Source organism: Brachybacterium sp. P6-10-X1, assembly GCF_001969445.1.
Taxonomy (GTDB): domain Bacteria; phylum Actinomycetota; class Actinomycetes; order Actinomycetales; family Dermabacteraceae; genus Brachybacterium.
The window spans coordinates 1,963,225-1,985,718 of sequence record NZ_CP017297.1 but is presented as its reverse complement, the minus strand read 5'-3'; the positions used below and the strand labels follow the sequence as shown (position 1 = coordinate 1,985,718).

The following is a 22,494-nucleotide window of genomic DNA, read 5'->3' as shown; positions in this document are numbered from 1 at the left end:
GCGCGGCCGACGCTCGCTGAATCGCGCTGACTGCCGCCGACGCTCGCTGACTCCCACTGACTCCCGCTGACTCCCGCCGACGCTCGCCGGCTCTCGCCCGACGGACTCCGTTGGGGTCGGGATCTCGTCGCGGATGACCGCGTGTTCAAGGGGTTGCACATCGTTCAAAAGAGAGTACGTTGGCGCAGTGAACGTGACCGGGGCCCGCTTCCGACGTGGCCCGCGAACCGCATCGAAGGAGATGTCGTGAGCTTGACACCCACTGCTCCTCGCGCCGACGGCGCGGGGACGATGTCCCCGGCGGAGTACGCCGCGAACCTGAAGAGGGCGACCCTGTCCTCGAGCGTCGGCAGCGCGCTGGAGTACTTCGACTTCGCCATGTACGGCCTGATGACCGCCCTGGTCTTCGACCGCCTGTTCTTCTCCAGCGCCCATCCCGCGATGGCCACGGTCGCCGCCTTCGGCATCTACGGCGTCGGCTTCCTCGCCCGTCCCTTCGGCGGACTGTTCTTCGGCACCATCGGCGACCGGATCGGGCGACGCTGGGTGCTGGTGGCGACGATCCTGCTCATGGGCGGCGCCTCCACCCTGATCGGCGTGCTGCCCACGTACGAGCAGGTCGGTGTGCTGGCGCCGATCCTGCTGGTCGTCCTGCGGCTCGCCCAGGGCTTCGGCGCCGGCGCCGAACAGGCTGGGGCCACGGTGCTGATGGCCGAGTACGCGCCCGTCCGGCGCCGCGGCTTCTTCTCGGCCCTGCCGTTCATCGGCATCCAGGCCGGCACGCTGCTCGCCTCCGTCGTGTTCTTCCTGCTCACCATGCTGCCGGACGAGGCCTTCTTGAGCTGGGGCTGGAGGCTGCCGTTCCTGGCCTCGGCGGGGCTGATCCTCATCGCCCTGTTCATCCGCGCCCGACTGCGTGAGACCCCGTCCTTCATCCAGCTCGAGAAGCAGGAGCAGGTCGCCGAGCGCCCGATCCGGGAGATCTTCACCCGGGGCCGCGCCGGCGTCGTCGTCGGCATCGGCCTGCGCATGGCCGAGAACGGCGGTTCCTACATGTTCCAGTCGATCGCGCTGGCCTTCGTGACCTCCGCGGCCATCGGCATGGACCGCGGGATGGTCACCTGGGGCGTCACCCTCGGCTCCCTGATCGGCATCTTCTCCGTGCCGTTGACCGGGCGGATCTCCGACCGCGTCGGCCGTGTGCCCGTGTATCGCTTCGGCGCGGTCTTCATGCTGGTCTTCTCCGTCCCCGCCTGGTATCTGCTCTCCCTCGGCAACGAGGTCGTCGCGATCGCCGTGATCGCCGTGGGCCTCGGCGTGGCCGTCAACTCGATGCTCGGCCCGCAGTGCGCGATGCTGCCGGAGCTGTTCGGCAACAGGCACCGCTACCTCGGTGTAGCCATGGCCCGCGAGATCTCCGCCGTCCTCGCCGGAGGACTGGCCGGCGTGCTCGGCGCCGCGCTGCTCGCCTGGACCGGCGGCAACTGGATGGTCCTGGCCCTGTACATGGCGACCCTCGCGGCCATCACCACCGCCGCGACCTTCCTGGTCCCCGAGACCCGCGCACGCGACCTGCTGCGGACGGAGGACGCCCTGCGCATCTCGCAGACCGAGTACGACACCGCCACGGACATCACTCTCACCCCGGAGGGCACCGGAGAACCGGAGCGCGCCGACACCCTGAAGGGCTCCGGGACCTCGATATCTGCCGGCGCCCCGAAGCCCGCCGACGCCCCGAAGCCCGCCGACGCCCCGAAGCCCGTCGACGCCCCGAAGCCCGTCGACGCCCCGAAGCCCGTCGACACCTCGGGAGCAACCGGAGACCGCGCCGCTCCGTCCGCGGCCGCGACGGGCCCCGCCGGATGAGGTGTTCGAAGCCACCGCGCCGGGAAGCGGTCCTTGGGCGAGTTCGACGGCCCCTCTGCCTAGACTGGAGAGCATCCGAGACGACCCCTGAGGAGCTAGTGAGGCTGCGGTGAACGACCACCTGAAGACGACGGTCCAGGCGATCAACTGGAACCGGATCCCGGACCCGAAGGACCAGGAGGTCTGGGACCGCCTGACCGGAAACTTCTGGCTCCCCGAGAAGGTCCCGCTGTCCAACGACGTCCAGTCCTGGAACCGGCTCAGCGAGCAGGAGCAGAACCTGGTGATGCGCGTGTTCACCGGACTGACCCTGCTGGACACCGTCCAGGGCACCGTCGGCGCGGTCTCGCTGATCCCTGACGCGATCACCCAGCACGAGGAGGCGGTGTACACGAACATCGCCTTCATGGAGTCGGTGCACGCCAAGTCCTACAGCCAGATCTTCTCGACCCTGTCGAACACCAAGCAGATCGACGAGGCCTTCCGCTGGAGCGAGTTCAACGAGCCGCTGCAGAAGAAGGCGAACATCGTCATGGACTACTACACGGGCGATGACCCGGAGAAGCGCAAGGTCGCCTCCACGCTGCTGGAATCCTTCCTGTTCTACTCCGGCTTCTACCTGCCGATGCATTACTCCAGCCGTGGCGAGCTGACCAACACGGCGGACATCATCCGCCTGATCATCCGGGACGAGGCGGTCCACGGCTACTACATCGGCTACAAGTTCCAGAAGGCTGTCGAGAAGGCCACCCCGCAGCGCCAGCAGGAGCTGAAGGACTACACATTCTCGCTGCTCATGGAGCTGTACGACAACGAAGAGGAGTACACCGAGGATCTCTACGACCCGGTGGGCTGGACCGAGGAGGTCAAGACCTTCCTGCGGTACAACGCCAACAAGGCGCTGATGAACCTCGGCTACGAGGGCCTGTTCCCGCAGGACCAGACCGACGTGAACCCTGCCATCCTCGCCTCCCTGTCGCCGAACGCCGACGAGAACCACGACTTCTTCTCCGGATCCGGGTCCAGCTATGTGATGGGCAAGGCCGTCGAGACCGAGGACGACGACTGGGACTTCTGATCCCATCCCACCGCGGGCGCCGCCCGTGACGTGCGCTGACGGCGCCGGACCACCTGGTCCGGCGCCGTCAGCGCATCATGGCCCGGTCTGATGCGTCCCGTTGCGTGCCGGACCGCCCGGTCGCCGCTGTGACCTGTGACGATGCGGAGATCTTCGCCGTGCCGTGATCTCGTGGCAGATAATCATCATGCATCGCTTCCCCTTTCCCGCACAGTGAGGAAAAGCAGTCATGGGACTTCTCTGGCTCATCATCTCGTGGATCATCATCGGCGGCATCATCGGCCTCCTGGCCAGGGCGCTCATGCCCGGTAAGCAGGCGATGGGCCTCGGTATGACCATCATCCTCGGAGTCATCGGCGCGATCGTCGGCGGGTTCATCGGCAGCCTCTTCGGGGGCGACGGGATCAGCGGCATCATGGACAACCCGTGGAGCATCGGCACGATCCTGCTGTCGGTCATCGGCGCCATCATCGTGATGGCCATCTACGGCCTGGTCACGAAGAACCGCGACTGACCGCTCCTCACCTGCGTCACGGCGGCGCCGTCCCGGACCTCGGGGCGGCGCCGCCGTCGTGCCGGGGCGGTGTCATGTCTGGCCGGGGCGTCGTCATGTCGAGCGGGTCGCTGTCGTGTCGAGCGGGTCGCCGTCATGTCGAGCGGGTCGCTGTCGTGTCGAGCGGGTCGCCGTCATGCCGGGCCCTGACGGCACCTCGCGCGACCCTGCGTTCAGGAGGATTGTTGCGGCGCTTCCGTCTCGAGCGCGACGTCGGCCATCCGGCGCCCCGTCTCCTCCACCGTGATCCGGCCGGAGGACCAGCGGGCGACGTCCGCCCGCAGGGCGGCCAGGTCCTCCGGGGCGACCAGCACCGTCAGCGTCGCGTCCCGGGACGTGTAGACGGTCGGCTCCACCTGCGCCCCGCGAGCGTCGGCCCAGAGGCGGACGGCGTTCTCCGCCAGGCCGATCTCCGCGAGTCCCACGTCCATCTCGGTGACCGCGAGCGAGGTGCGACGACGCAGCGTGGCGGTGGAGACGGCCTGCTCGACGCCGGCGGTATACGCGCGCAGCAGGCCCCCGGCCCCCAGCTTGATCCCGCCGAAGTAGCGGATGACGATCGCGAGGGTGTCGACCATCCCGGCGTGCAGCAAGGACTGCAGCATCGGCATCCCCGCCGTCCCGGACGGCTCGCCGTCGTCGCTGGATCGGTGGACCTCCGCCCGCTGCTCCGTCTCTCCCAGCACCATCGCCGTGCAGTGGTGGCGTGCGTCGGGGTGCTCGCGGCGGGCGGCGCGGATCAGCGCCTCGGCCTGCTCGGGACTCTCCACCCGATGCAGACGGGTCACGAAGCGTGAGCGCTTCTCGACCAGCTCGGTCTCGACGTCGGCGGCGAGCACGAGGGGAGCAGGCATGGCACGAGTCTAGGCGGGGGCCGTGTGAGGGGCGCTACGCTGACCGTGCCCGCTCCGCGGCCCCTGCCGGACCCCGGGCCCGCGTCTGTCCCCGTGCCCATGCCGAACGCCCAGGAGGACCCCGTGACCGTCCCGAACCCCGCACCACAACCGGGCGCGAGCCCGTACGGACCAGCCGGATCCGGCCCCGTTCCGACGCCGAAGAAGACCGGCAAGGCGCCCGTGATCCTGATCGTCCTCGGCGGCGTGATCCTGGCGGTGAGCGTCATCGCGGGCATCGTGATCACGGTGATCGGCATCAGCAGCGCCGCCGGCGGGATCAGCGACATCGAGGTGCTCGACAGCGGCTCGGGCACGGTCACGGCCGAGGAGGGCGATCTGCTGCAGTTCTATGCGAAGGCCGGGACGCCCATGCCGAGCTGCCAGGTCGTCGGCCCCTCGGACGGCGCTCTCAGCGACGGCCCGAACCGCACGAGCTCCACGACGATCGACGGCACCCAGTGGGAGTCCTTCGACATCGCTGAGGTCAAGGAGTCCGGGGAGTTCGAGATCGACTGCGGAGGGACCCCGGTCGCCGTCGGCCCGCCCGTCTCGATCGGCGGGATCTTCGGCGCGGTCGGCGGGGTGCTGCTCGGCGTCGGGGGCGGCTTCGTCGGCTTCGTGCTGCTGGCGATCGGCGTGATCCTGCTGATCATGCGCAGGCGCGCCGCCCGTGCCTAAGGCCTGCAGGGACCCGAGGTCCGCGGGACGGGCCCGAGGTCTGAGGGACGGGCCCGAGGCCCGGGGGCCGGCCCGGCGACGGGCCACCAGGCCCGCGGGCCGGGCGGACGACAGCACGAAGGAGGGGCCCACCGGGAGCGTGATGCTCCGGGTGGGCCCCTCCTTCGCGCGTCAGCCGCCGCACGGCGGCGTCACGGGGACGGCTCAGGCGTTCTCGGTCACCAGCGGGTACACGCCGTTCTCGTCGTGGACCTCACGGCCGGTCACCGGCGGGTTGAACACGCACACGCACTTGATCTCGGTGCGGGGACGCACGATGTGCTTGTCGTGGTCGTTGAGCAGGTAGAGGCTGCCGGGGGCCAGCTCGTGGATCTCACCGGTGGCCAGGTCCTCGATGGTGCCCTCGCCCTGCGTGATGAACACGGCCTCGATGTGGTTGGCGTACCAGAAGTAGCTCTCGGTCCCGGCGTACAGCGTGGTCTCGTGGACCGAGAAGCCGACGCCCTCCTTGGCCAGGATGATGCGCTTGGAGCGCCAGTTCTCCGACTGGATGTCGGCGTCGGTGTCGGTGACCTCGTCGAGGGTGCGAACGAGCATGGGGGTACCTCTTTCGTGGTTTTCGTGGTTTTCGTGGATCAACAGGTCTTCAGGTCCTGAGCAGGCGCTCAGCAGCGTCGACCCGCCCCACGGACGGGGGCGGGCCGACGGGGAGTGGGTGACTCAGGCGGTCAGCGCCTCGTCGACGGCCTTCTCGATGATATCCAGGCCATCGCGCAGCTGGTCATCGGGGATGGTCAGTGCCGGCAGCAGCTTGACGACCTCGTCGTCCGGGCCGGAGGTCTCCACGAGCAGGCCCTCCTCGAAGGCCTGAGTGGTGACCTTGCCGGCCAGGTCACCGTTGGGCAGCCCGAGCCCGCGGGCGAGGCCGCGGCCCTTGACGATCAGCTCGTGCTGGTCGGCGTGTCGGGCGGCGATCTGGTTGAAGCGGCTCTCGACGTAGGCGCCCTTGGAGATCGTGGACTTCTCCAGCTCGTCGTCGCTCCAGAACAGCTCGAAGGCCTTGGTGCCGGAGGCGAAGGCCGGGGCGAAGCCGCGGAAGGTTCCGTTGTGCTCGCCCGGCTCCCAGATGTCCAGCTCGGGCTTGATCAGGGTCAGCGCGAGCGGCATGCCGTAGCCGCTGATGGACTTCGACAGGGTGACCATGTCCGGCTCGATGCCGGCCTCCTCGAAGCTGAAGAAGCCGCCGGTGCGGCCGCAGCCCATCTGGATGTCGTCCACGATCAGCAGGATGTCGTGCGTCTTGCAGAGCTCGGCGAGGCCGCGCAGCCACTCGGCGCGTGCGGCGTTGATGCCGCCCTCGCCCTGGACGGTCTCGACGATCACGGCGGCGGGCTTGTTCAGGCCGCTGCCCCCGTCGGTGAGCAGACGCTCGAGGTACATGAAGTCCGGCACGATCTGGCCGAAGTAGTCGTCGAACGGCATCGGGGTGGAGTGCACCAGGGGGATGCCGGCGCCGCCGCGCTTCATCGAGTTGCCGGTGACGGACAGGGCGCCGAGGGTCATGCCGTGGAAGCCGTTGGTGAAGCTCACGACGGACTCGCGCCCGGTGACCTTGCGGGCCAGTTTCAGGGCGGCCTCGACGGCGTTGGTGCCGCCCGGGCCGGGGAACGCGACCTTGTAGTCGAGATCGCGAGGCTCGAGGATGAGGTCGTTGAAGGACTGCAGGAACTGGCTGCGCACGTCGGTGAACATGTCCAGGCCGTGCACCACACGGTCCTCGAGGAAGTGGTCGATGACGATCTTCTTCAGCTCGGGGTGGTTGTGCCCGTAGTTCAGGGTGCCGGCGCCGGCGAAGAAGTCGGTGTACTCCCGGCCGTCCTCGGCGGTCAGTGTGCTGCCCTTGGCGTGGGTGAAGGTGACGGGCCAGCCGCGGGAGTAGCTGCGGACCTCGGACTCGTAGGCGGTCGTGGTGCTGCTGTGATCAGCGGTGGTGGTCATGTTCTCTCCCTAGAGGGTTGAGGGTGGTCTGGCGGTCTTGGGGCGCGCGGGAGCGCCCGTCGGGACGGGTCGTGCTCGGTGGCGCTCAGGAGCCGGAGGTCAGCTCCCCGATCAGGTGCAGCAGCTCGGCGCCGTGCCCGGGGTCCGGGAAGTCGGCCTCCTCGAAGAGCGGCTCGATGCGGTGGGCGGCGCCGTGGCGCTCGGCGAAGGAGGCGAACAGGCGCTGGGAGGCGGCATTGTCCGCGGTGATGGTGGTCTCCAGGGTGCGTACCTCGGCCAGGTCGGAGACCAGCGCGTCGAGCATCTGGGCGGCGACCCTGCGGCCGCGCATCGAGGAGTCGACGGCGATCTGCCAGATGAACAGGCACTGGGGATCGAGCGGGCGACGGTAGCCGAGCACGAAGCCGACGACGGCGCCGTCCTGGACTGCGACGCGGGAGGTCTCCGCGAAGTCCCGCGCCATCAGGAGGTAGGCGTAGGAGGTGTTCAGGTCCAGCGTCCCGCTGTCCCGGGCCACGCGCCACATGTCGGCGCCCTGGTGGCGGGTGGGGGAGGTGATCTCGAAGCCGGGGACCGGGGTCCCTGTGATGTCTCGGGTCGAGGAGTGGTGGTCGGAACTGGTTGTCAGCTGGCCCATAACGGTTCCCCACGCTATCGACAGTGGCGACGAATGTGGACCCCCGGCCTCGGGGCGGACGGGGATCCTCGGAGTGTCGTGACGCAAACGTGATCCCAGCAGGTCTGACAGCCGGATTGTCGGACAACCCCCGCCTATACGTGCTGAGCTGGGGTTTCGTCGGGAACCCGAGGGGTCATGACGAGAGCTGCGACTCTCCGGTGTGGCATGTGTCACTCCCTTGTGTGGCGCGGCACGATCCTCGCGCGCGCGAGAGACAACGGCGTCGTCGGCGGGCGAGACGGGATCGAGATGGTGGAATCGGCGGACCGCCCGGCGCCCGGCTCGGTACCGTCGGGGTCATGAACCCCCTCGAGACCCTGAACGAGTTCCTCGGCAATGCCGAGGGCTGGCTGTGGACCTGGGCAGGGATGCCCGTGGTCATCGTGCTCGGCCTCTACTTCACGATCCGCAGCGGTGCGGTCCAGATCCGCATGATCCCGGCGATGTTCGGGGCGATCACGCAGAAGGCCCAGCGCGAGCAGGCCGGAAAGGGACACGGGCGCGGCGAGCGCACCAAGTCCCTCAGCGCCTTCCAGGCCTTCTCCATCTCCGCCGCAGCGCGTGTGGGCACCGGGAACGTCTCCGGCGTGGCCGGGGCCATCTTCCTGGGCGGCCCGGGCGCAGTGCTGTGGATGTGGGTCATGTGCCTGCTCACCGGCGCGGCCAGCTTCATCGAGTCCACCCTCGCCCAGCTGTGGAAGACTCGGGCCGCCGACACCTACAAAGGTGGACCGGCCTTCTACATCCAGCGCGGGCTGGGCAGCCGCGGATTCGGGGTGTTCTTCGCGATCCTGTTCATCTTCTGCTTCGCCTTCGCCTTCACCTCGCTGCAGGCCAACACCATCGTCGACGCGGTCACCGGCGCCGTCGCCATCTACACCGACCCGGCCGCGATGCCCTGGCTGCCCGTCGTCCTGGGCGTGCTGCTGGCCGCCCTCACCGCCGGGATCGTCTTCGGCGGCATGCGCCGCGTGGCGACCGTCGCGCAGAACATGGTCCCGATCATGGCGGTCATCTATCTGATCATCGGCATCCTCATCGTCGGCATGAACGTCGGTGAGCTGCCGCGCGTGATCACCCAGATCGTCGAGGGGGCCTTCAACCCGCAGGCCGCCATCGGCGGCGGCATCGGCGCCGCCATCGTCAACGGCGTCCAGCGCGGCATGCTCTCGAACGAGGCCGGCATGGGCTCGGTCCCGAACGTCGCCGCGACCGCCTCGGTGAGCCACCCGGTCAAGCAGGGCCTGGTCCAGACCCTCGGCGTCTACTTCGACACGATCCTGATCTGCTCCATCACCGCGTTCATCGTGCTGGTCGCTTTCCCCGACGTCTCGGCCGGCGGTGAGGGGCTGGTGATGGTGCAGGAGTCGCTGTCGAGCAACCTCGGTGCCTGGGCCGCGATCCTGCTCGCGGTGATCATGTTCCTGCTCGCCTTCACCTCGGTGCTGGGGAACTTCTCCTACGGCGAGGCGAACATGCACTTCCTGACCTCCAAGCGCGGTTGGCACATCGCTTTCGGAGCCGCCGTGGTGGCGCTGGTGTTCATCGGCTCCGCGATCGCAGTCGACCTGGCGTGGACCATCGCCGGGGTCTCCATGGTGTTCATCGCCCTGGTGAACCTGGTGGTGATCGCGATCCTCACCCCCACCGCCGTGAAGCTGCTGCGCCACTACAACGCCCAGCGCGCTCAGGGCCTCGACCCGATCTTCCTGGCCTCGGACCTGCCCGAGATCAAGAACGTCGAGGTCTGGGAGGACGAGGACGTGGCCGACTACCAGCGCGCGCGGGAGCTGGCGAGCTCGCAGAGCTGAGTGCGGGCCGCGGGTTCCCGTGCGTGCGCGCGAGCTGCCGCTCGTGCGGTGCTCCGCGATCCACCGCATGATCGTCGGCGCCGGGGAGGCGGCTCACACCCACCTCCCCGGCGTCGTCCATGTCGCTCCCGCGCCGCTACGATGGACGGGCCCGCAAAGCGGGTCAGGGCCTGTAGCTCAGTTGGCAGAGCATCGGACTTTTAATCCGCGGGTCGAGGGTTCGATCCCCTCCGGGCCCACTCAGGTCCGAGTACACCCGCGCGCCGGGGCGCGCGTGAAACGGTTGTCGCCGGGGAATCATCACATGCGCTCGGGCGCGCTGACTCCGAGCAGGCCGAGGCCGTTGCGGAAGACCTGGCCCGCGGCATCATTCAGCCAGAGGCGCGTGTCGTGCACTGGCCCAGTCGGCGCATCACCCTTGGGCGTCACGCGGCAGTTGCCATACCACCGGTGGTACAGCCCGGCGAGCTCCTCAAGGAAGTGGGCGACGCGGTACGGCTCGCGCACCTCCGCGGCGAACCTGACGATGCGGGGGAACTCTTGGAGGGCGCCGAGCAGTGCAGCCTCGGTCTCGTGCTCGAGCAGCTCAGGCTGGAACGCCGCGCGTGTGATGCCCCGGTCGGCCGCGTTACGCGCGACGTTGATGGTGCGAGCGTGGGCGTACTGGACAGAGAAGACCGGATTCTCGTTCGAGCGCTTCTCAAGGATGTCGAGGTCGATGTCGAGGTTGGTGTCGGCCGAGCTCCGCACGAGGGCATACCGCGCCGCGTCCACGCCCACGATCTCGACGAGATCCTCGAGCGTGACGATGGTGCCGGCTCGCTTCGACATGCGCACCGGACGACCTTCGCGCACAAGGTTGACCATCTGACCGATGAGGACCTGGAGGTTGATTCCGGGCTCATCGCCGAAAGCCGAGCACATTGCCATGAGGCGCTGCACGTAACCGTGGTGATCTGCACCGAGCATCACCAAGCAGCGGTCGAATCCGCGTTCGCGCTTGTCGAGGTAGTACGCAAGGTCGCCGGAGATGTAGGCGGGCTGGCGGTCGGACTAGATGACGACACCATCCTTGTCGTCGCCGAGTCGTCGCCGAAGGCCGTGGTGCGCAGCCAGACGGCGAGCGAGTCACCCACGTCGGCTACAGGGATCGCCCTGGAGCCGACGATGCGAGCATTCCGCTCCGGAAGGTCCGCCAGGCGAGCGGGTAGTGTCACCGCCATGGTCGAGCTGCAGCCGCATCATGAGGCTTGGGCGGGTTCATTCGTTCACGCCGCGGACGAGGCTTCGGCTGTGCTGGGTGGGAGGGTCGACGCGATCGAGCACATCGGGAGCACGGCAGTCCCCGGACTCCTCGCGAAGCCGATCATCGACATGGCGGCACGGGCTGTCGAGGGCGCGGACCCCTTCGCGATGGGGGAGGCGCTGGAAGGCCTCGGGTGCGCCTCGCACGTCACGGGCCCGAAGAACCACGCCGTGTACGTGCGCAGTGCCGAAGCCCGACGCACCCACATCCTGCATGTCTTCAGCGCCGAGCAATGGCCGCACTGCAACCAACGGCTCTTCCGCGACAAACTGCTCCAGGATGAGGATGCCCGCCGCAGGTACCAGCAGCTCAAGGAAGAGATCGCCGGGACCACCGATGGGCGCGCCTACACCGCAGCGAAGAGTTCTCTCATCCAGGAATTGCTGAATGACGAGCGCGAGAGTCGTGGTCTTCCGCCCGTCGAGGCGTGGGACAAGTAGCGAGGTGCAAGATCGCGTCGACAGTTCCGCAGAGCACCGCAGGAGGAGACCGCACGCCATGACGATGACCGATGCGGAGCCGTTCACCGACGACGTGCACGCCGTGGCGGCGCACTATGGCGTGGCGGAGAAGGACGTGGTGCCCGTGCCCACCCAGGGCCAGGTGAACGTCACGGTCTTCCTCGGCGACGAGCTGGTCCTGCGCATCCCGCGCACGCCCGCGGCTGCGGAGCAGCTCGCGAAGGAGGCCGACGTCATCCCTCTGGTCCGGGACGCCGGCGTACCGACACCGGAACTCGTCCGCTACGACGCGTCGTCGAGCGTCGTGAGAGTGCCGTACATGGTCCTGCAGCGGGTGCATGGCACGACTCTGGCAGAACAGCCACCAGGTTCGGCGGAGCGCCGATGTGCGCTCGGATCACTCGGCGAGATCCTGGCGTCGCTCCACCAGATCCGGTACAGCGCGGTCGAGCCCATCGGGGCGATCCCCGAACCCTTCACGTTCTCCCCCTCGGAGCTGCTCGGCCGACTCCTGGACGCGGGAGAGATCGGCAGTGCGCAGCACGAGTGGCTCGGGGAACAGTTCGCCCTTCTGCAGCCCGAGGGTCCGTCGCAGGCGGATCCGGTGCTCCTCCACCGAGACGTGATCCCCGCGAACGTGATGGTCGATCGCGGGGGACGGGTCTCCGCAATGTTGGACTGGGGCTGCGCCGAATGGGGATCGCCTGCTCGCGATCTCGTCGGCCTGCCGATCCGAGAGTTGCCCGACCTGCTGTCCGGGTACCGCTCAGCGCAGGGGGTTGCGCCGCCGGCGGATGAGGCGGGCGGGAGCCTCGCTCTCGAGCGCGATGCGCTCTGGTACCACCTCTACCTCGCGCTGGCGCGCCTGATGAAGGAGCCGTCCACGTCGGAGGATCGCAACTGGGCAGCGCCGCGGAGTGCGACGTTGCTCGAGCTCCTCGCGTTCACCGCCGACGCCGCGCCCGAATCCTGGTCCATGCACCTCCGTCGGAAGTCGCTGGGAACGACGCCCCGCCCTCGCTGCTGGACCCGACCCTCCGGCGGCGCTGAGGCTCGCCCCCGGCACGAGTCGGCGCCCCGAGGGGCCCGCGACGCCGGGAGCCCGGCCACGGATGACCGCGCTCCCTAGGATGGGGGGATGCTGGTCGAGGTGCTGGGACCCGTTCGTCTCACGACGGTCGAGGGAGCCCCGGTCCCCGTGCCGGAGCGCAAGCTGCGCCTGCTCCTGGCCGCATTGGTCGCCGCCGGAGGGGAGCCGATCCCGGCCGATGCGCTGATCGACCGGCTCTGGGGCGAGAGCCCGCCGAGGGATCCCCGCGCTGTGTTGCGCGCCAAGCTCTCCCACCTGCGCTCGCTCCTGGACGCGGCGCAGCCCGGCGCGAGAGAGCTGTTGGAGCGCACGCCGGCGGGGTACCGGCTCGCGGTCGGCCCCGACGCCGTCGACGCGGGCACCTTCGCCACCGCTCTCGCGCGGGCGAGACGGCTGGACGCTCCTGTGCGGACGGCCGAGGCGCTGCGGGAGGCGCTGGACCTGTGGCGGGGGCAGCCCTACGGCGACGTCCGCGACGAGGAGTGGCTCGCCCCGGTCGTCGCGGAGTCGGCGCAGGCGCGCGGGGACGCCGTCGAGCTCCTCGTCGAGACGCTGGTCGAGCTGGGCGAGCCCCAGGAGGCGATCGACGCGGGCATGCCCGCGGTGCCCCTGCACCCCGGCCGGGAGCGGCTGATCGGAGCGCTGATGCACGGCCTGTACCAGCTCGGCCGGCAGCACGAGGCGCTGGCGCTGTACGAGTCCCTGCGCACTCGGCTCGCCGACGAGCTCGGCATCGACCCAGGCCCTCATCTGCAGGGGCTCCACACCAGGATCCTCCGCCAGGATCCATCCTTGGGTCCCGGCGCGGCGCGCGAGCCCGCCCCCGACGTGCCGGCGCGCACGAACCTCCCGGCGGAGACGGCACCCCTGATCGGCCGGCACGACGAGCTCGAGGAGCTCGGCCGCCTGGTGGACGCCTCGCGCCTGGTGACGTTGACCGGCATCGGGGGAGTGGGAAAGACCCGCCTCGCGCTGCACGTCGCACGTGCGCGCGCGACCGAGTTCGACCGCGGCGTATGGTTCATCGACCTGACCGAGCTGTCGCCCACGCCGGTGGGCGAGGGAGGGCACGGGGAGCGCATCGCCCGCTCGGTGATGTCCGCCATGGGCCTGATCCAGCGCGTCGCGGAGGTCGGTGCCCCTGACCCCGACGATGCTCTGCATCGGGTCGGAGAGGCCCTCGGTGCGCGGACGGCGCTGCTGGTGCTGGACAACTGCGAGCACGTCGTCACCGAGGTCGCGGCGTTCGTGGCCGAGCTCCTTCGTCACGCTGCCGGCGCGCGCGTGCTGGCCACCAGCCGCGAACCGCTCGGTCTGCCGGAGGAGCAGCGGGACGACGTCGGCACCCTCAGCACGGAACCAGGTGACGGCGAACCTGCGGAGGCGGTGGAGTTCTTCGTGGCGCGCGCCCGCGCCGCGGACCCGGGGTTCGTGCTCGACGAGGACAGCACGGCGACCGTGACCGAGCTGTGCCGGCGGCTGGACGGGCTGCCCCTGGCACTGGAATTGGCGGCCGCACGCATCCGCGGGCTCACCGTCGACGCCCTCCTGGAACGCCTCAGCGATCGGCTCAACCTCCTGCGCCGCCCCGGCCACGGAGTGCCGCGGCGCCGGCAGACCCTGCGCGGCATGATCGACTGGAGCTGGTCGCTGCTCAGCGAGACCGAGCGCGCAGTGCTGCGTCGCCTCGCGGTCCATCCTGGCGCGATGGGGCTGGAGGCGGCCGAGACGATCTGCGCTCACCCGTCCGAGAACCGCGACAGCACGTCGGCGGAGCGAGCAGAGGTCGTCGACGCTCTCACCAGCCTCGTCGACCGCAGCATGGTCACGATGATCTCCACCCCGGCCGGTGCTCGCTACGGTCTCCTGGAATCGATCGCCGCCTACGCGGGCGAGAAGCTCACGGAGGCCGGTGAACGTGACGCCGTCGCAGGTCGCCACCTGGATCACTATCTCGATCTGGTCCGGCGAGCCGATCGCGGCCTTCGAGGATCTGCTCAGCGCGACTGGCTGATGCGGATGGAGGCCGAACGCGTCCCCGTGCGCCATGCCTTCCACGAGTCCGTCGGCTCCCAGGACGGAGAGCGTGCGGTGGCGCTGGTCCTGGGGACGTTCTGGTACTCCTGGATGAGCGGCAGACAGGCCGACCTCCACGGCGACCTCGCCGCTGCGACCGCGCTTCCCGGCCCCCGGGACAGAGCCTTCGCCTCGGCGACGACCTTGGCCGCGGCGCTCGACCTCGGCGCCGGGGGCGGCGAGGCCCGCGAGCGGATCACTGCTGCCCTGGCGCTGTTCGGCGACGATGCGGCGGCACGTGCCGAGGTGCAGTGGTTCGCGGGCATGGCGTACCTCGCGGCGGATCTGCATGACGAGGGCGAGCGACTCGTCGACGACGCCGTGGATCTCCTGATCCGACGCGGTATGGACTGGGAGGCGGCCGTGGCCGCGTGCCAGCGCGACTGGGTCATCGTGATGGACCGCGGCGAGCCGCCCCGGGGACTGCCGGACGGCCGTGACCCCGAAAGCGTGCTGCGCGCCGTCGGCGATCGCGGGTACGGCCTGGCGCTCGTGGTCGGCGTGCAGTACTGCGTCGCCGAGGTCGAGGGCCACGCCGAACGGGCCGCCGACGCGGCTGACCGGGCACTGGAGATCTGCCAGGACATGGGGTTCTGGTCCGAGGCGGCCTACTGGAGGATCGTCGGGGCGATCAGCTCCCTGCGTTCCGGCGACCTGCCGTCGGCGCGCCGCCGGCTGGAGGAGGGCCGCGCCCTGGCCCAGCAGGTCGCGTCCCAGCACGGACTGGGCTTCGCCGACCAGGTCGAGTCGATGATCGCCCGCCCCGAGGGCGACGTCGATCCGCGCCGCAGGCGGTGAGCTCGCGGCCGTGACGGGGTCCTCCGGACGGGGCGATGCCTACGAACGGCGCTCTGCCGTCGTCCCGTCCTCGGCGGGAAGGTCGACGCCCCGCAGCCCCCGCAGGATCATCATGGTGGCCAGGCCGATGACCAGGGCACCCAGGTAGGCGACGATCGTGCCTCGGGTCAGGGCCTCCTGTGTCGCCAGGAGCAGCTCCTGGCCGACCGAGCCGCCGAGGCTCTCGGCGAGAGCCACCGCACCGCCCGGGCTCTCGCCGGCTGCGTCCACGGCGCGGCCTTCGACCGCGTCGGGGGCGGCGGCTCGCAACGTCCCCTGGAAGACGGACATGGCGAGGCTGCCCAGGAGCACGATCCCCACGGCCGCCCCGAGGCTCGCCGCGATGTCCTGGATCGCGGCGGCCGGGCCGGTCTGCCTCTGCGTCACCGAGGTGACCATGAGCTGCGCGCCCACCACCATCGGTGGGCTCACTCCGACGGAGACGACCGTCATCCCGACGGCGAGCAGAGGCGTCCCCGTCGCCACCATGAGGCAGACCAGGACGAAGGCGGTCCCCAGCACGGCGACGCCCGTTCCTGCCGTCATCACGGTCGAGGGGGCGAACCTGCGCGACAGGGCCGGGGTCAGGGCGGTGGCGATGATCGCGCCGGTCGCGGGGACCGCCAGCAGCAGTCCGAGCGTCGCGGTCGGGATGCCCGCGACCACCTGGAGATACTGCACGAGCACGAAATCCACTGCCATGAAGGCGACCTGGGAGGTGACGAAGACGATGGCCAGGACGCGCAGGACGCGCAGGGAGAACAGGGTCAGGTCCAGCAGCGGGTTGTCGATGCGCCGCTGCCGCCGGAGGAACCACCACCCCAGGGCGATGCCGCCGAGCACGGCCAGAGCGTCGGGGGCCGAGAGCCCGCGGTCCGCGATGTTCTGCAGCCCGTAGACCCCCAGCATGACCGCGGTCATCGAGATCACCACGCTGGCCATGTCGATCCGATCGGTGGTCCGTTCCCCGGTGCGGGGGAACAGCCCCAGCCCGGCCACCAGCGCCACGGCGGCCACCGGGACGTTGACCAGGAAGACCGCACCCCACCAGAGGTGTTCCAGGAGCAGACCGGCCAAGGGTGGGCCGAGTGCTCCGCCGACGGAGAAGGCTCCCATCACCACGGCGAAGCCGATGCCGACATGCGCGGAGCTGCGGAACAGCGAGCGCAGCAGAGCGATCCCCGCCGGGGAGGCGGCCGCCGTGGCCAGTCCGATCAGCACCCGGGCGGCCAGCAGGGTCTGGGCGTCGGGGGCGAAGGCGGCCAGCGCCGACGCCACCGCGTACAGGGCCATCGCGCCCAGCAGCAGTGCGCGAGGGCCGATGCGGCCCGTGAGCCACCCCATCGTGATCACGAAACCGGCGGCGATCAGCTCTCCGATGTGCACGATCCACAGCAGCTGCGGCGTCGAGGGGACCAGCTCCGCGGCGATCGAGGGCATCGCGAGGAAGATCGCGGTGAAATCCGTCGCCATCATGAACAACGGCAGGGCGAGCACCAGCAGTCCCGTCCATGCACGCCATGTCGGTGCAGACGCGTCGAGGGAGGAGTCGTCCGTCGTCACGCGAGATCAGCTCCCGGAGATCCTCGTCCAGGGGTGGTCATACGGACTCGACGAAGGGGTACGGGCGGTCGGTCCGGGCCTGCCGTAGGGTCTGTGCCCACCAGATGAGCTGGCCGAGGAAGCCGTCGGCGAGCGCGGAGGTGCGTTCGACGTCGTGGGGTCGCCCGTCGTGGTCGAAGCTCTGCCAGAAATTGGCGAACATGATCGAGTCACGCAGCGGAACGCTGTGGAACTCGGTGAACACGCTGCGCAAGGCGTCGATGGACTGCAGGCCCCCGGTGATCCCGCCGTAGGAGATGAACCCGACCGGCTTGAGCTGCCATTCGGTGTAGTACCAGTCGATGGCGTTCTTCAACGACGCCGGGTAGGAGCGGTTGTAGATCGGGGTGACCACGACGAAAGCATCCGCGGGCGCGAGGCGACATCCGAGGTCGATGACGGGCCCGGGCTGCTGTGCGCTCTCGTCGTTGCCGCCCAGCACCACGGGCAGGTCGTAGTCGGCCAGATCGATCAGATCGACGTCGACGTCCTCGTGCGTGCGGGCCTGCTCGGCGATCCACGACGACGGCGTCGGGCAGAAGCGGTCGGCGCGGATGCTGCCCATGATCACGGCGATCCGTACGGGAGCGCCCACGGCTCGGTCGCGGGACGGCTGCTCGGCGGGAAGGGCGCGGGAGGTCATCGGTGGTGACTCCTTCGGGAGACGTCATCGGTCGATACCGATGGTGCGTCCGATGCGCTGCGCCGACGTACCGGAAACGTTGCGGTCCCGCCGATGGCTGCTTCTCGTGCGGTCCGGGCCGCAGATCGTCGTGGCGCCGCGGTCGGTGCGCTGCGGAAGGGACATGACGCCCCGAGCCGGGGGAGCCGATGCAGGACCCGACAGATCGCTGATGACGCTCAGGGCGAGCGGAGCATCGAGGGCTCGCACATCTGCGTCATCCCTGCTGCGGGCCTCGAGGAGCCGTCGTGCCGGCGAGGTAGTACTGGATCGCCGGCCCCATCCACGTCGCGAGAGTCTCCGGGGTCGCGGACGCGAGCGGCTCGAGCCCGAGGACGTACCGGCTGAGGGCCAGGCCTATGAGATGGCTGCCGATGAGCTCGGCGCGAAGCTCCGGGTCCTCGCCCGGGATCGCAGGGATCAGGTGGCCCGCGATCTCCCGTCGGATGTACTCGGAGAACATGGTCTCCGAGCGCTCGTCCCCGGGGGAGCGCAGCAGCGCCGCCAGCGGACCCGCGCCCGGTGACGCGTCCCAGCTCTCGACGAAGCGCCGCACGATCCGGCCGCCGAGCTCCTCGGGATCGGCGTCCAGAGCCTCGGTGATCTCGTCGATCGGATTGACGGGGAACTCCATGGCGGTGACGAACAGCCTGGACTTGCTCCCGAAGAAGTAGTGGACCATCGCAGGATCCACCCCGGCCGCACCGGCGATCTCGCGCACGGTGGCGCGGTCGTAGCCGTGCTGCGCGAAGCAGGACCTCGCCGCCTCCAGGATCCGTTCACGACTGCGGGCGCCGGTGCGCCACCGGCCGCGCCGTCGCGCGGGTCCGCTGTGCTCGGCCGACGTCTCCATCATGGTGAATCTACCCGGCCGGCGGGGTTCCTGCCGCCCGATCGGACCGCACGTCTTCCGAGGTGCCGTGCCGTGCTGTACGTTAACTTCATTGTTCGATGAAGTTAACCTCCCGGAAAGGATGCCGCGTGTCCTCCCACACAGTGCAGCTCGGAGGCGCCGCCGATCACGACCTCGTCGGAGGCAAAGCCTCGGGGCTCGGCGCACTGATCGGCCACGGGTTCCCGGTGCCGCCGGGGTTCGTCGTGACCACCGCCGCCTACCGCGACGCCGTCACGGCGGCCGGCCTGTCCCGCCTCCCTCCGGAGGCGGCGCACCGGCGCATCGCGCAGATGGAGATGGACGCGGGGCTCGCCGACGAGATCCGCGCCGCGTACGCCGCTCTGGGGCGACCCGCGGTCGCGGTGCGCTCCTCCGGAACCTCCGAAGACCTGGCCGATCTCTCGTTCGCGGGTCAGCACGACACGTATCTCGGGATCAAAGGGGAGGACGCGCTGATCGCCGCGGTCCGGGACTGCTGGGCCTCGCTGTGGACGCCGCGAGCCGTCTCCTACCGGGAGCGGAGCGGTCACGCGGACGACGACCTCGCCCTGGCCGTCGTGGTCCAGCAGATGGTCGACGCCGAGACGGCGGGCGTGATGTTCACGGCGGACCCCGTCACCGGTGACCGCCGGCACATGCTCGTCGAGTCGGTCGAGGGACTGGGAGAATCCCTGGTGTCGGGGGAGGAGACCGGTGAGCGTCGGACCATCGGCAAACGCACCCTGCGGCAGCTCGACGGCGCGCCCGCCCTGCCGCGGCAGCGAAGCCTGGCGCGCCTCGGCAGAGCGGTCGAGAGAGCCTTCGGGTCCCCGCAGGACATCGAGTGGGCGTACACGTCACGGGGCTACCAGCTGGTGCAGTCCCGCCCGCTCACGGCTCTGCCCCCGGGGCCGACGAGCACGTCGCGCAGGCGCGGCCGCGGCCCGGACTGGCAGATGGCCTTGGACCACATGCCCTACCCTCCCTTCCCGATCGACCAGGACCTGTTGGTGCGTCCCGTCCTCGAGGCGATCCTGCGCGCCCTGCGCTCGGCGGGCCTCACCCCCTCGCGCCCCGAGGACGTGCTGACGGAGATCGACGACGGGGTGGTGCAGATCCGGCCGCCCGCCCTGCGGCCCCAGGGCCGCGCCGTGCTCGGAGTGCCCCGGGCGATGCCCGCCGTGCTGAGGAATCTGTGCGCGCCGGTCGCGGGGTACCGGGACTGGGTGACCGCCGAGCTGCAGCCCCTGGTGGAGCGCATCGACCGGGAGGACCCCGGTCGCTTCGAGGACTCCGACCTGCTGAGACGGATGGACATGCTGCTGAGCGCCCTCGGAGGCAGGCTGTTCCGCCGATTCGCGCTCCTGCCGCGTGGGGTGATCGCCGAGGCCCTCGCGCTGCGCGGCCTTCGGGGGATCATCGGGCCCGAGGAGGCGCGACGCCTCCTCGACGACCTGCTCACCGCCGTGCCGTGCGTGACGACCCGGTCGAACGCGGCGCTCGCCGAGCTCGCCGCCACGATCCGCCGCTCACCCGCCCTGCGCATGATCTACCGGGAGAGCAGCACGAGCGAGGTCCCGAGCCGGCTGCGGGCGTCCGAGGAGGGGCGCGAGCTCGCAGCGCGCATCGAGGAGTTCCTGGCCTCCTACGGATTCCGGGAGATGTCGATCTTCAGCCTCGGCGTCGCCCCGCTGCGGGAACGGGCCGACGTCGTCCATGCCATGCTCGCCGGACTGATCGCGGACCACCCGGAGAGCCAGGATCCGGAGCCCGAGGAGCGAGCCGCCGCAGCTCGCGCAGAGCTCCATCGGCTCGGCACACCCACCGCCCGGCTCCTCCGCGGCCCGATCCTCGCTCTGGTGGACGTCTCCCGCTCCACGATCGCCTTCCGCGAGGACTCCCACTTCCAGCTGGTCATGGTGCTGGCCGTGGCCCGGCGCATGCTGCTCGAACTGGGCCGACGTGCAACCGCTCGCGGTGGACTCGACAGCGCGGAGGACGTGGCATACCTCAGGAAAGACGAGCTGGACCTGCCCCCGCAGGAGATGAGAGCCCTCGTCGAGCACCGCCGTGCCGCACGCGAGCGGTCGCTGGACGGGTACACGATCATCGCCGCCGAGCTGGTGCGACGACGCGGACGCGAGGACGCCGTGGTCGGCGCCACCGCCAGCCGCGGCATCGCCGTCGGGACGGTCCGCATCATCCGCGGCGAGGAGGACTTCGCCACCCTGCGCCGCGGCGAGATCATGGTGTGCCCGTACACCAATCCGACCTGGACCCCTCTGTTCGACCTCGCCGCGGCCGTGGTCGTCGACACCGGCGGGGTGGCCTCGCACGCCGCGATCGTGGCACGAGAGCGCGGCATCCCGGCCGTGATGGGCACAGGCAACGGCACGACGGCGCTGTCCGACGGTCAGCGCGTCGTGGTCGATGCCCACGAGGGATCGGTCTCGCCGGTGACCACCACGAGCGGTGAGGAATCGGGCGCGATCTCCCCGACACGCGAGGACGCCATCGGATGACCACGGCCGATCCCGCTGCACCCACCCCGGTGGGCCGGCCGCGGCTGATCGTCGCGGTGGTCCTGTGCGGCACCGTGGTCGGGCCCCTGAACTCGACCATGATCGCGGTGGCGCTGCCGGGGATGGCAGAGCACTTCGCGGTCTCGAGCGCCTCGATGAGCTGGCTGGTCACCGCCTACCTCATCGCGACGGCCGCCCTGCAGCCCGTGGCCGGCAAGCTCGGCGACCGCGTCGGTCGACGGCCCGTCGTGCTGGGCGGATTCGGCCTGGCGTTCGTGGCCTCCGCCCTGGCAGTGATCGCCCCGGCGCTGTGGATGCTGATCCTCTGCCGGGTCGGCCAGGCCGTCGCCGGGGCGCTGGTCGCCCCCAACGCCATGGCGATGATGCGGGCTACCGCGTCTCCGGATCGGGTCGGACGCGCGTTCGGCATCGTCGGGGCCGTCCTGCCGCTCGCGGCGGCCGTCGGCCCCGTGATCGGCGGTGGCCTGGTCGCGCTGGGCAGCTGGCCGGCCATCTTCCTGGTCAACCTGCCCCTGACCGGGGCGGCTCTGCTGCTGGGCTGGTGGGTGATCCCTCGCGGTGCGGATCATGGGAAGGCCCCGCGGTTCGACGTCCTGGGCGGGATCTGGCTGTCGGCGCTGCTGGTGGGCCTCACCCTGATGCTCGACCTCGGGCCGCAGGGGACGGGCGCGATCCTGGCCTGGGTCGTCCTGGCGGCCGCGGCCGGCGGGTTCGTCCTGTATGAGCTGCGACGGGAGGGTCCAGTGCTCCAGCCGCGCCTGTTCGCCGTGCGCAGTTTCGCCTCGGCCTCGGCAGGGATCGCGCTGTCGAACCTCGCCTTCTACGTGACGCTGCTGGCCCTGCCGCTGCTCCTGCACGCCGAGGGGCGGACGGAGCTCACCATCGGGCTCGTCCTGGGGGCGCTGACCGTCGCCTCGGCGCCGGTCGCGATCCTGGGCGGTCGCCTGGTGGACAAGGTCGGCCCCCGGCGCCCTGCCACGACGGGGCTCGGGGTGATGACCGCAGGGCTCGTGCTGCTGGCCGTGGGGGCGAGCAGCTGGCCACCGGTGGCCCTTGCGGTGTGCCTGGCCGTCCTCGGCGCAGGGGTGGGGCTGTCGATGACGCCGTTCCAGCTGGGCGCCCTGTACGACGTCGCGGAGTCCGACACCGGAACGGCGACCGGCGTGTTCTTCGCGAGCCGCTACCTCGGCAGCATCCTCGGGTCAGCCCTGCTGGCCGGCCCGCTGGCGCCGTCACCGCCGGACGGCTTCCTCGTGCTGTTCGTGGTGCTGGTCGCCGTGGCGGTTCTCGGGGTCCTCGTGTCCTTGCTGCTTCCCGACACCTCGCCCCGAGAGGCCCAGGCCCGGCGCTGACGCGACGACCCATCGGCCGGGCGAGGAGCGCCGTCGGAAATGCGCTCGCCGGGCACCTGGTCGACCATACCGGCGTCAGAGACCTGCTGCTCATCCCGCCGATCGCCATCGG

18 protein-coding genes and 1 tRNA gene are annotated in these 22,494 nt (G+C 70.2%); 11 read left to right on the top strand and 8 right to left on the bottom strand.

Going from position 1 to position 22,494, the window contains the following annotated elements; genetic code table 11:
* The first annotated feature begins 246 nt into the window (after positions 1–246).
* The 3 genes from BH708_RS09100 to BH708_RS09090 all read left to right on the top strand — a co-directional run bounded on the left by BH708_RS09100 (position 247) and on the right by BH708_RS09090 (position 3,458).
* Positions 247–1,866, top strand: coding sequence for an MFS transporter (locus BH708_RS09100; protein WP_253705530.1), 1,620 nt, complete (start codon positions 247–249; stop codon positions 1,864–1,866).
* Positions 1,867–1,975: 109 nt separating this feature from the next.
* Positions 1,976–2,944: a class 1b ribonucleoside-diphosphate reductase subunit beta gene (gene nrdF, locus BH708_RS09095; protein ID WP_076808264.1), complete on the top strand. Its 969-nt coding sequence runs from the start codon at positions 1,976–1,978 to the stop codon at positions 2,942–2,944.
* A gap of 229 nt (positions 2,945–3,173) precedes the next feature.
* Positions 3,174–3,458, top strand: a complete 285-nt coding sequence (locus BH708_RS09090; protein ID WP_076808262.1) for a GlsB/YeaQ/YmgE family stress response membrane protein — start codon at positions 3,174–3,176, stop codon at positions 3,456–3,458.
* Positions 3,459–3,670: 212 nt separating this feature from the next.
* Here BH708_RS09090 and BH708_RS09085 read toward each other — a convergent pair whose 3' ends face one another.
* A complete protein-coding gene (locus BH708_RS09085) occupies positions 3,671–4,351 on the bottom strand; it encodes a YigZ family protein (protein WP_076808260.1) in 681 nt (226 codons plus the stop codon).
* Between the two features lie 123 nt (positions 4,352–4,474).
* On the opposite strand from BH708_RS09085, the gene BH708_RS09080 reads away from it, so the two are divergent.
* Positions 4,475–5,071 (top strand): hypothetical protein, encoded by a 597-nt coding sequence (locus BH708_RS09080; protein WP_157235830.1) that lies wholly within the window; start codon positions 4,475–4,477, stop codon positions 5,069–5,071.
* Positions 5,072–5,275: 204 nt separating this feature from the next.
* Here BH708_RS09080 and BH708_RS09075 read toward each other — a convergent pair whose 3' ends face one another.
* The 3 genes from BH708_RS09075 to ectA form a co-directional block, all read right to left on the bottom strand.
* Positions 5,276–5,668 (bottom strand): ectoine synthase, encoded by a 393-nt coding sequence (locus tag BH708_RS09075; RefSeq protein WP_076808258.1) that lies wholly within the window; start codon positions 5,666–5,668, stop codon positions 5,276–5,278.
* Between the two features lie 123 nt (positions 5,669–5,791).
* Positions 5,792–7,069, bottom strand: coding sequence for a diaminobutyrate--2-oxoglutarate transaminase (ectB, locus tag BH708_RS09070; RefSeq protein WP_076808257.1), 1,278 nt, complete (start codon positions 7,067–7,069; stop codon positions 5,792–5,794).
* Between the two features lie 85 nt (positions 7,070–7,154).
* On the bottom strand, positions 7,155–7,706 hold the full coding sequence (gene ectA / locus BH708_RS09065; protein WP_083713421.1) for a diaminobutyrate acetyltransferase: 552 nt from the start codon (positions 7,704–7,706) through the stop codon (positions 7,155–7,157).
* A 341-nt stretch (positions 7,707–8,047) separates the two neighbouring features.
* Here ectA and BH708_RS09060 point away from each other — a divergent pair, with 341 nt between their 5' ends.
* Positions 8,048–9,559: a sodium:alanine symporter family protein gene (locus tag BH708_RS09060; protein WP_076808255.1), complete on the top strand. Its 1,512-nt coding sequence runs from the start codon at positions 8,048–8,050 to the stop codon at positions 9,557–9,559.
* Positions 9,560–9,725: 166 nt separating this feature from the next.
* Positions 9,726–9,798: transfer RNA gene (locus BH708_RS09055), tRNA-Lys, on the top strand.
* Between the two features lie 61 nt (positions 9,799–9,859).
* Here BH708_RS09055 and BH708_RS09050 read toward each other — a convergent pair.
* The gene (locus BH708_RS09050) at positions 9,860–10,501 is read right to left on the bottom strand and encodes a DALR anticodon-binding domain-containing protein (RefSeq protein WP_371329999.1); all 642 of its coding nucleotides are present in this window, start codon (positions 10,499–10,501) and stop codon (positions 9,860–9,862) included.
* A gap of 6 nt (positions 10,502–10,507) precedes the next feature.
* Between BH708_RS09050 and BH708_RS09045 the strand changes: the two genes are divergently transcribed.
* The 3 genes from BH708_RS09045 to BH708_RS09035 are packed head-to-tail and all read left to right on the top strand — an operon-like array spanning position 10,508 to position 15,290.
* Complete coding sequence (locus BH708_RS09045) at positions 10,508–11,305, top strand: GrpB family protein (protein ID WP_371329998.1); 798 nt, start codon at positions 10,508–10,510, stop codon at positions 11,303–11,305.
* 58 nt (positions 11,306–11,363) lie between these two features.
* The gene (locus BH708_RS09040) at positions 11,364–12,455 is read left to right on the top strand and encodes a phosphotransferase family protein (RefSeq protein ID WP_076808252.1); all 1,092 of its coding nucleotides are present in this window, start codon (positions 11,364–11,366) and stop codon (positions 12,453–12,455) included.
* 9 nt (positions 12,456–12,464) lie between these two features.
* Positions 12,465–15,290: a BTAD domain-containing putative transcriptional regulator gene (locus BH708_RS09035; RefSeq protein ID WP_076808250.1), complete on the top strand. Its 2,826-nt coding sequence runs from the start codon at positions 12,465–12,467 to the stop codon at positions 15,288–15,290.
* Positions 15,291–15,329: 39 nt separating this feature from the next.
* Here the strand turns inward: BH708_RS09035 and BH708_RS09030 are convergent, their stop codons facing one another.
* From BH708_RS09030 to BH708_RS09020, 3 genes are all read right to left on the bottom strand, one after another.
* Complete coding sequence (locus BH708_RS09030) at positions 15,330–16,892, bottom strand: MFS transporter (protein ID WP_076808248.1); 1,563 nt, start codon at positions 16,890–16,892, stop codon at positions 15,330–15,332.
* A gap of 37 nt (positions 16,893–16,929) precedes the next feature.
* Positions 16,930–17,574 (bottom strand): NADPH-dependent FMN reductase, encoded by a 645-nt coding sequence (locus BH708_RS09025; protein ID WP_076808247.1) that lies wholly within the window; start codon positions 17,572–17,574, stop codon positions 16,930–16,932.
* Between the two features lie 256 nt (positions 17,575–17,830).
* Positions 17,831–18,469 carry a TetR family transcriptional regulator gene (locus BH708_RS09020; RefSeq protein WP_083713416.1) on the bottom strand — a complete coding sequence of 213 codons (639 nt, stop codon included), beginning with the start codon at positions 18,467–18,469 and terminating at the stop codon, positions 17,831–17,833.
* Positions 18,470–18,594: 125 nt separating this feature from the next.
* Between BH708_RS09020 and BH708_RS09015 the strand changes: the two genes are divergently transcribed.
* Both BH708_RS09015 and BH708_RS09010 read left to right on the top strand, forming a co-directional pair.
* Entirely contained in the window at positions 18,595–21,009 is a 2,415-nt protein-coding gene (locus BH708_RS09015) for a PEP/pyruvate-binding domain-containing protein (protein ID WP_076808245.1), read from the top strand.
* A complete protein-coding gene (locus BH708_RS09010; RefSeq protein ID WP_076808243.1) occupies positions 21,006–22,382 on the top strand; it encodes an MFS transporter in 1,377 nt (458 codons plus the stop codon). Before BH708_RS09015 ends, BH708_RS09010 begins: the two co-directional genes overlap by 4 nt.
* The last annotated feature ends 112 nt before the right edge of the window (positions 22,383–22,494 follow it).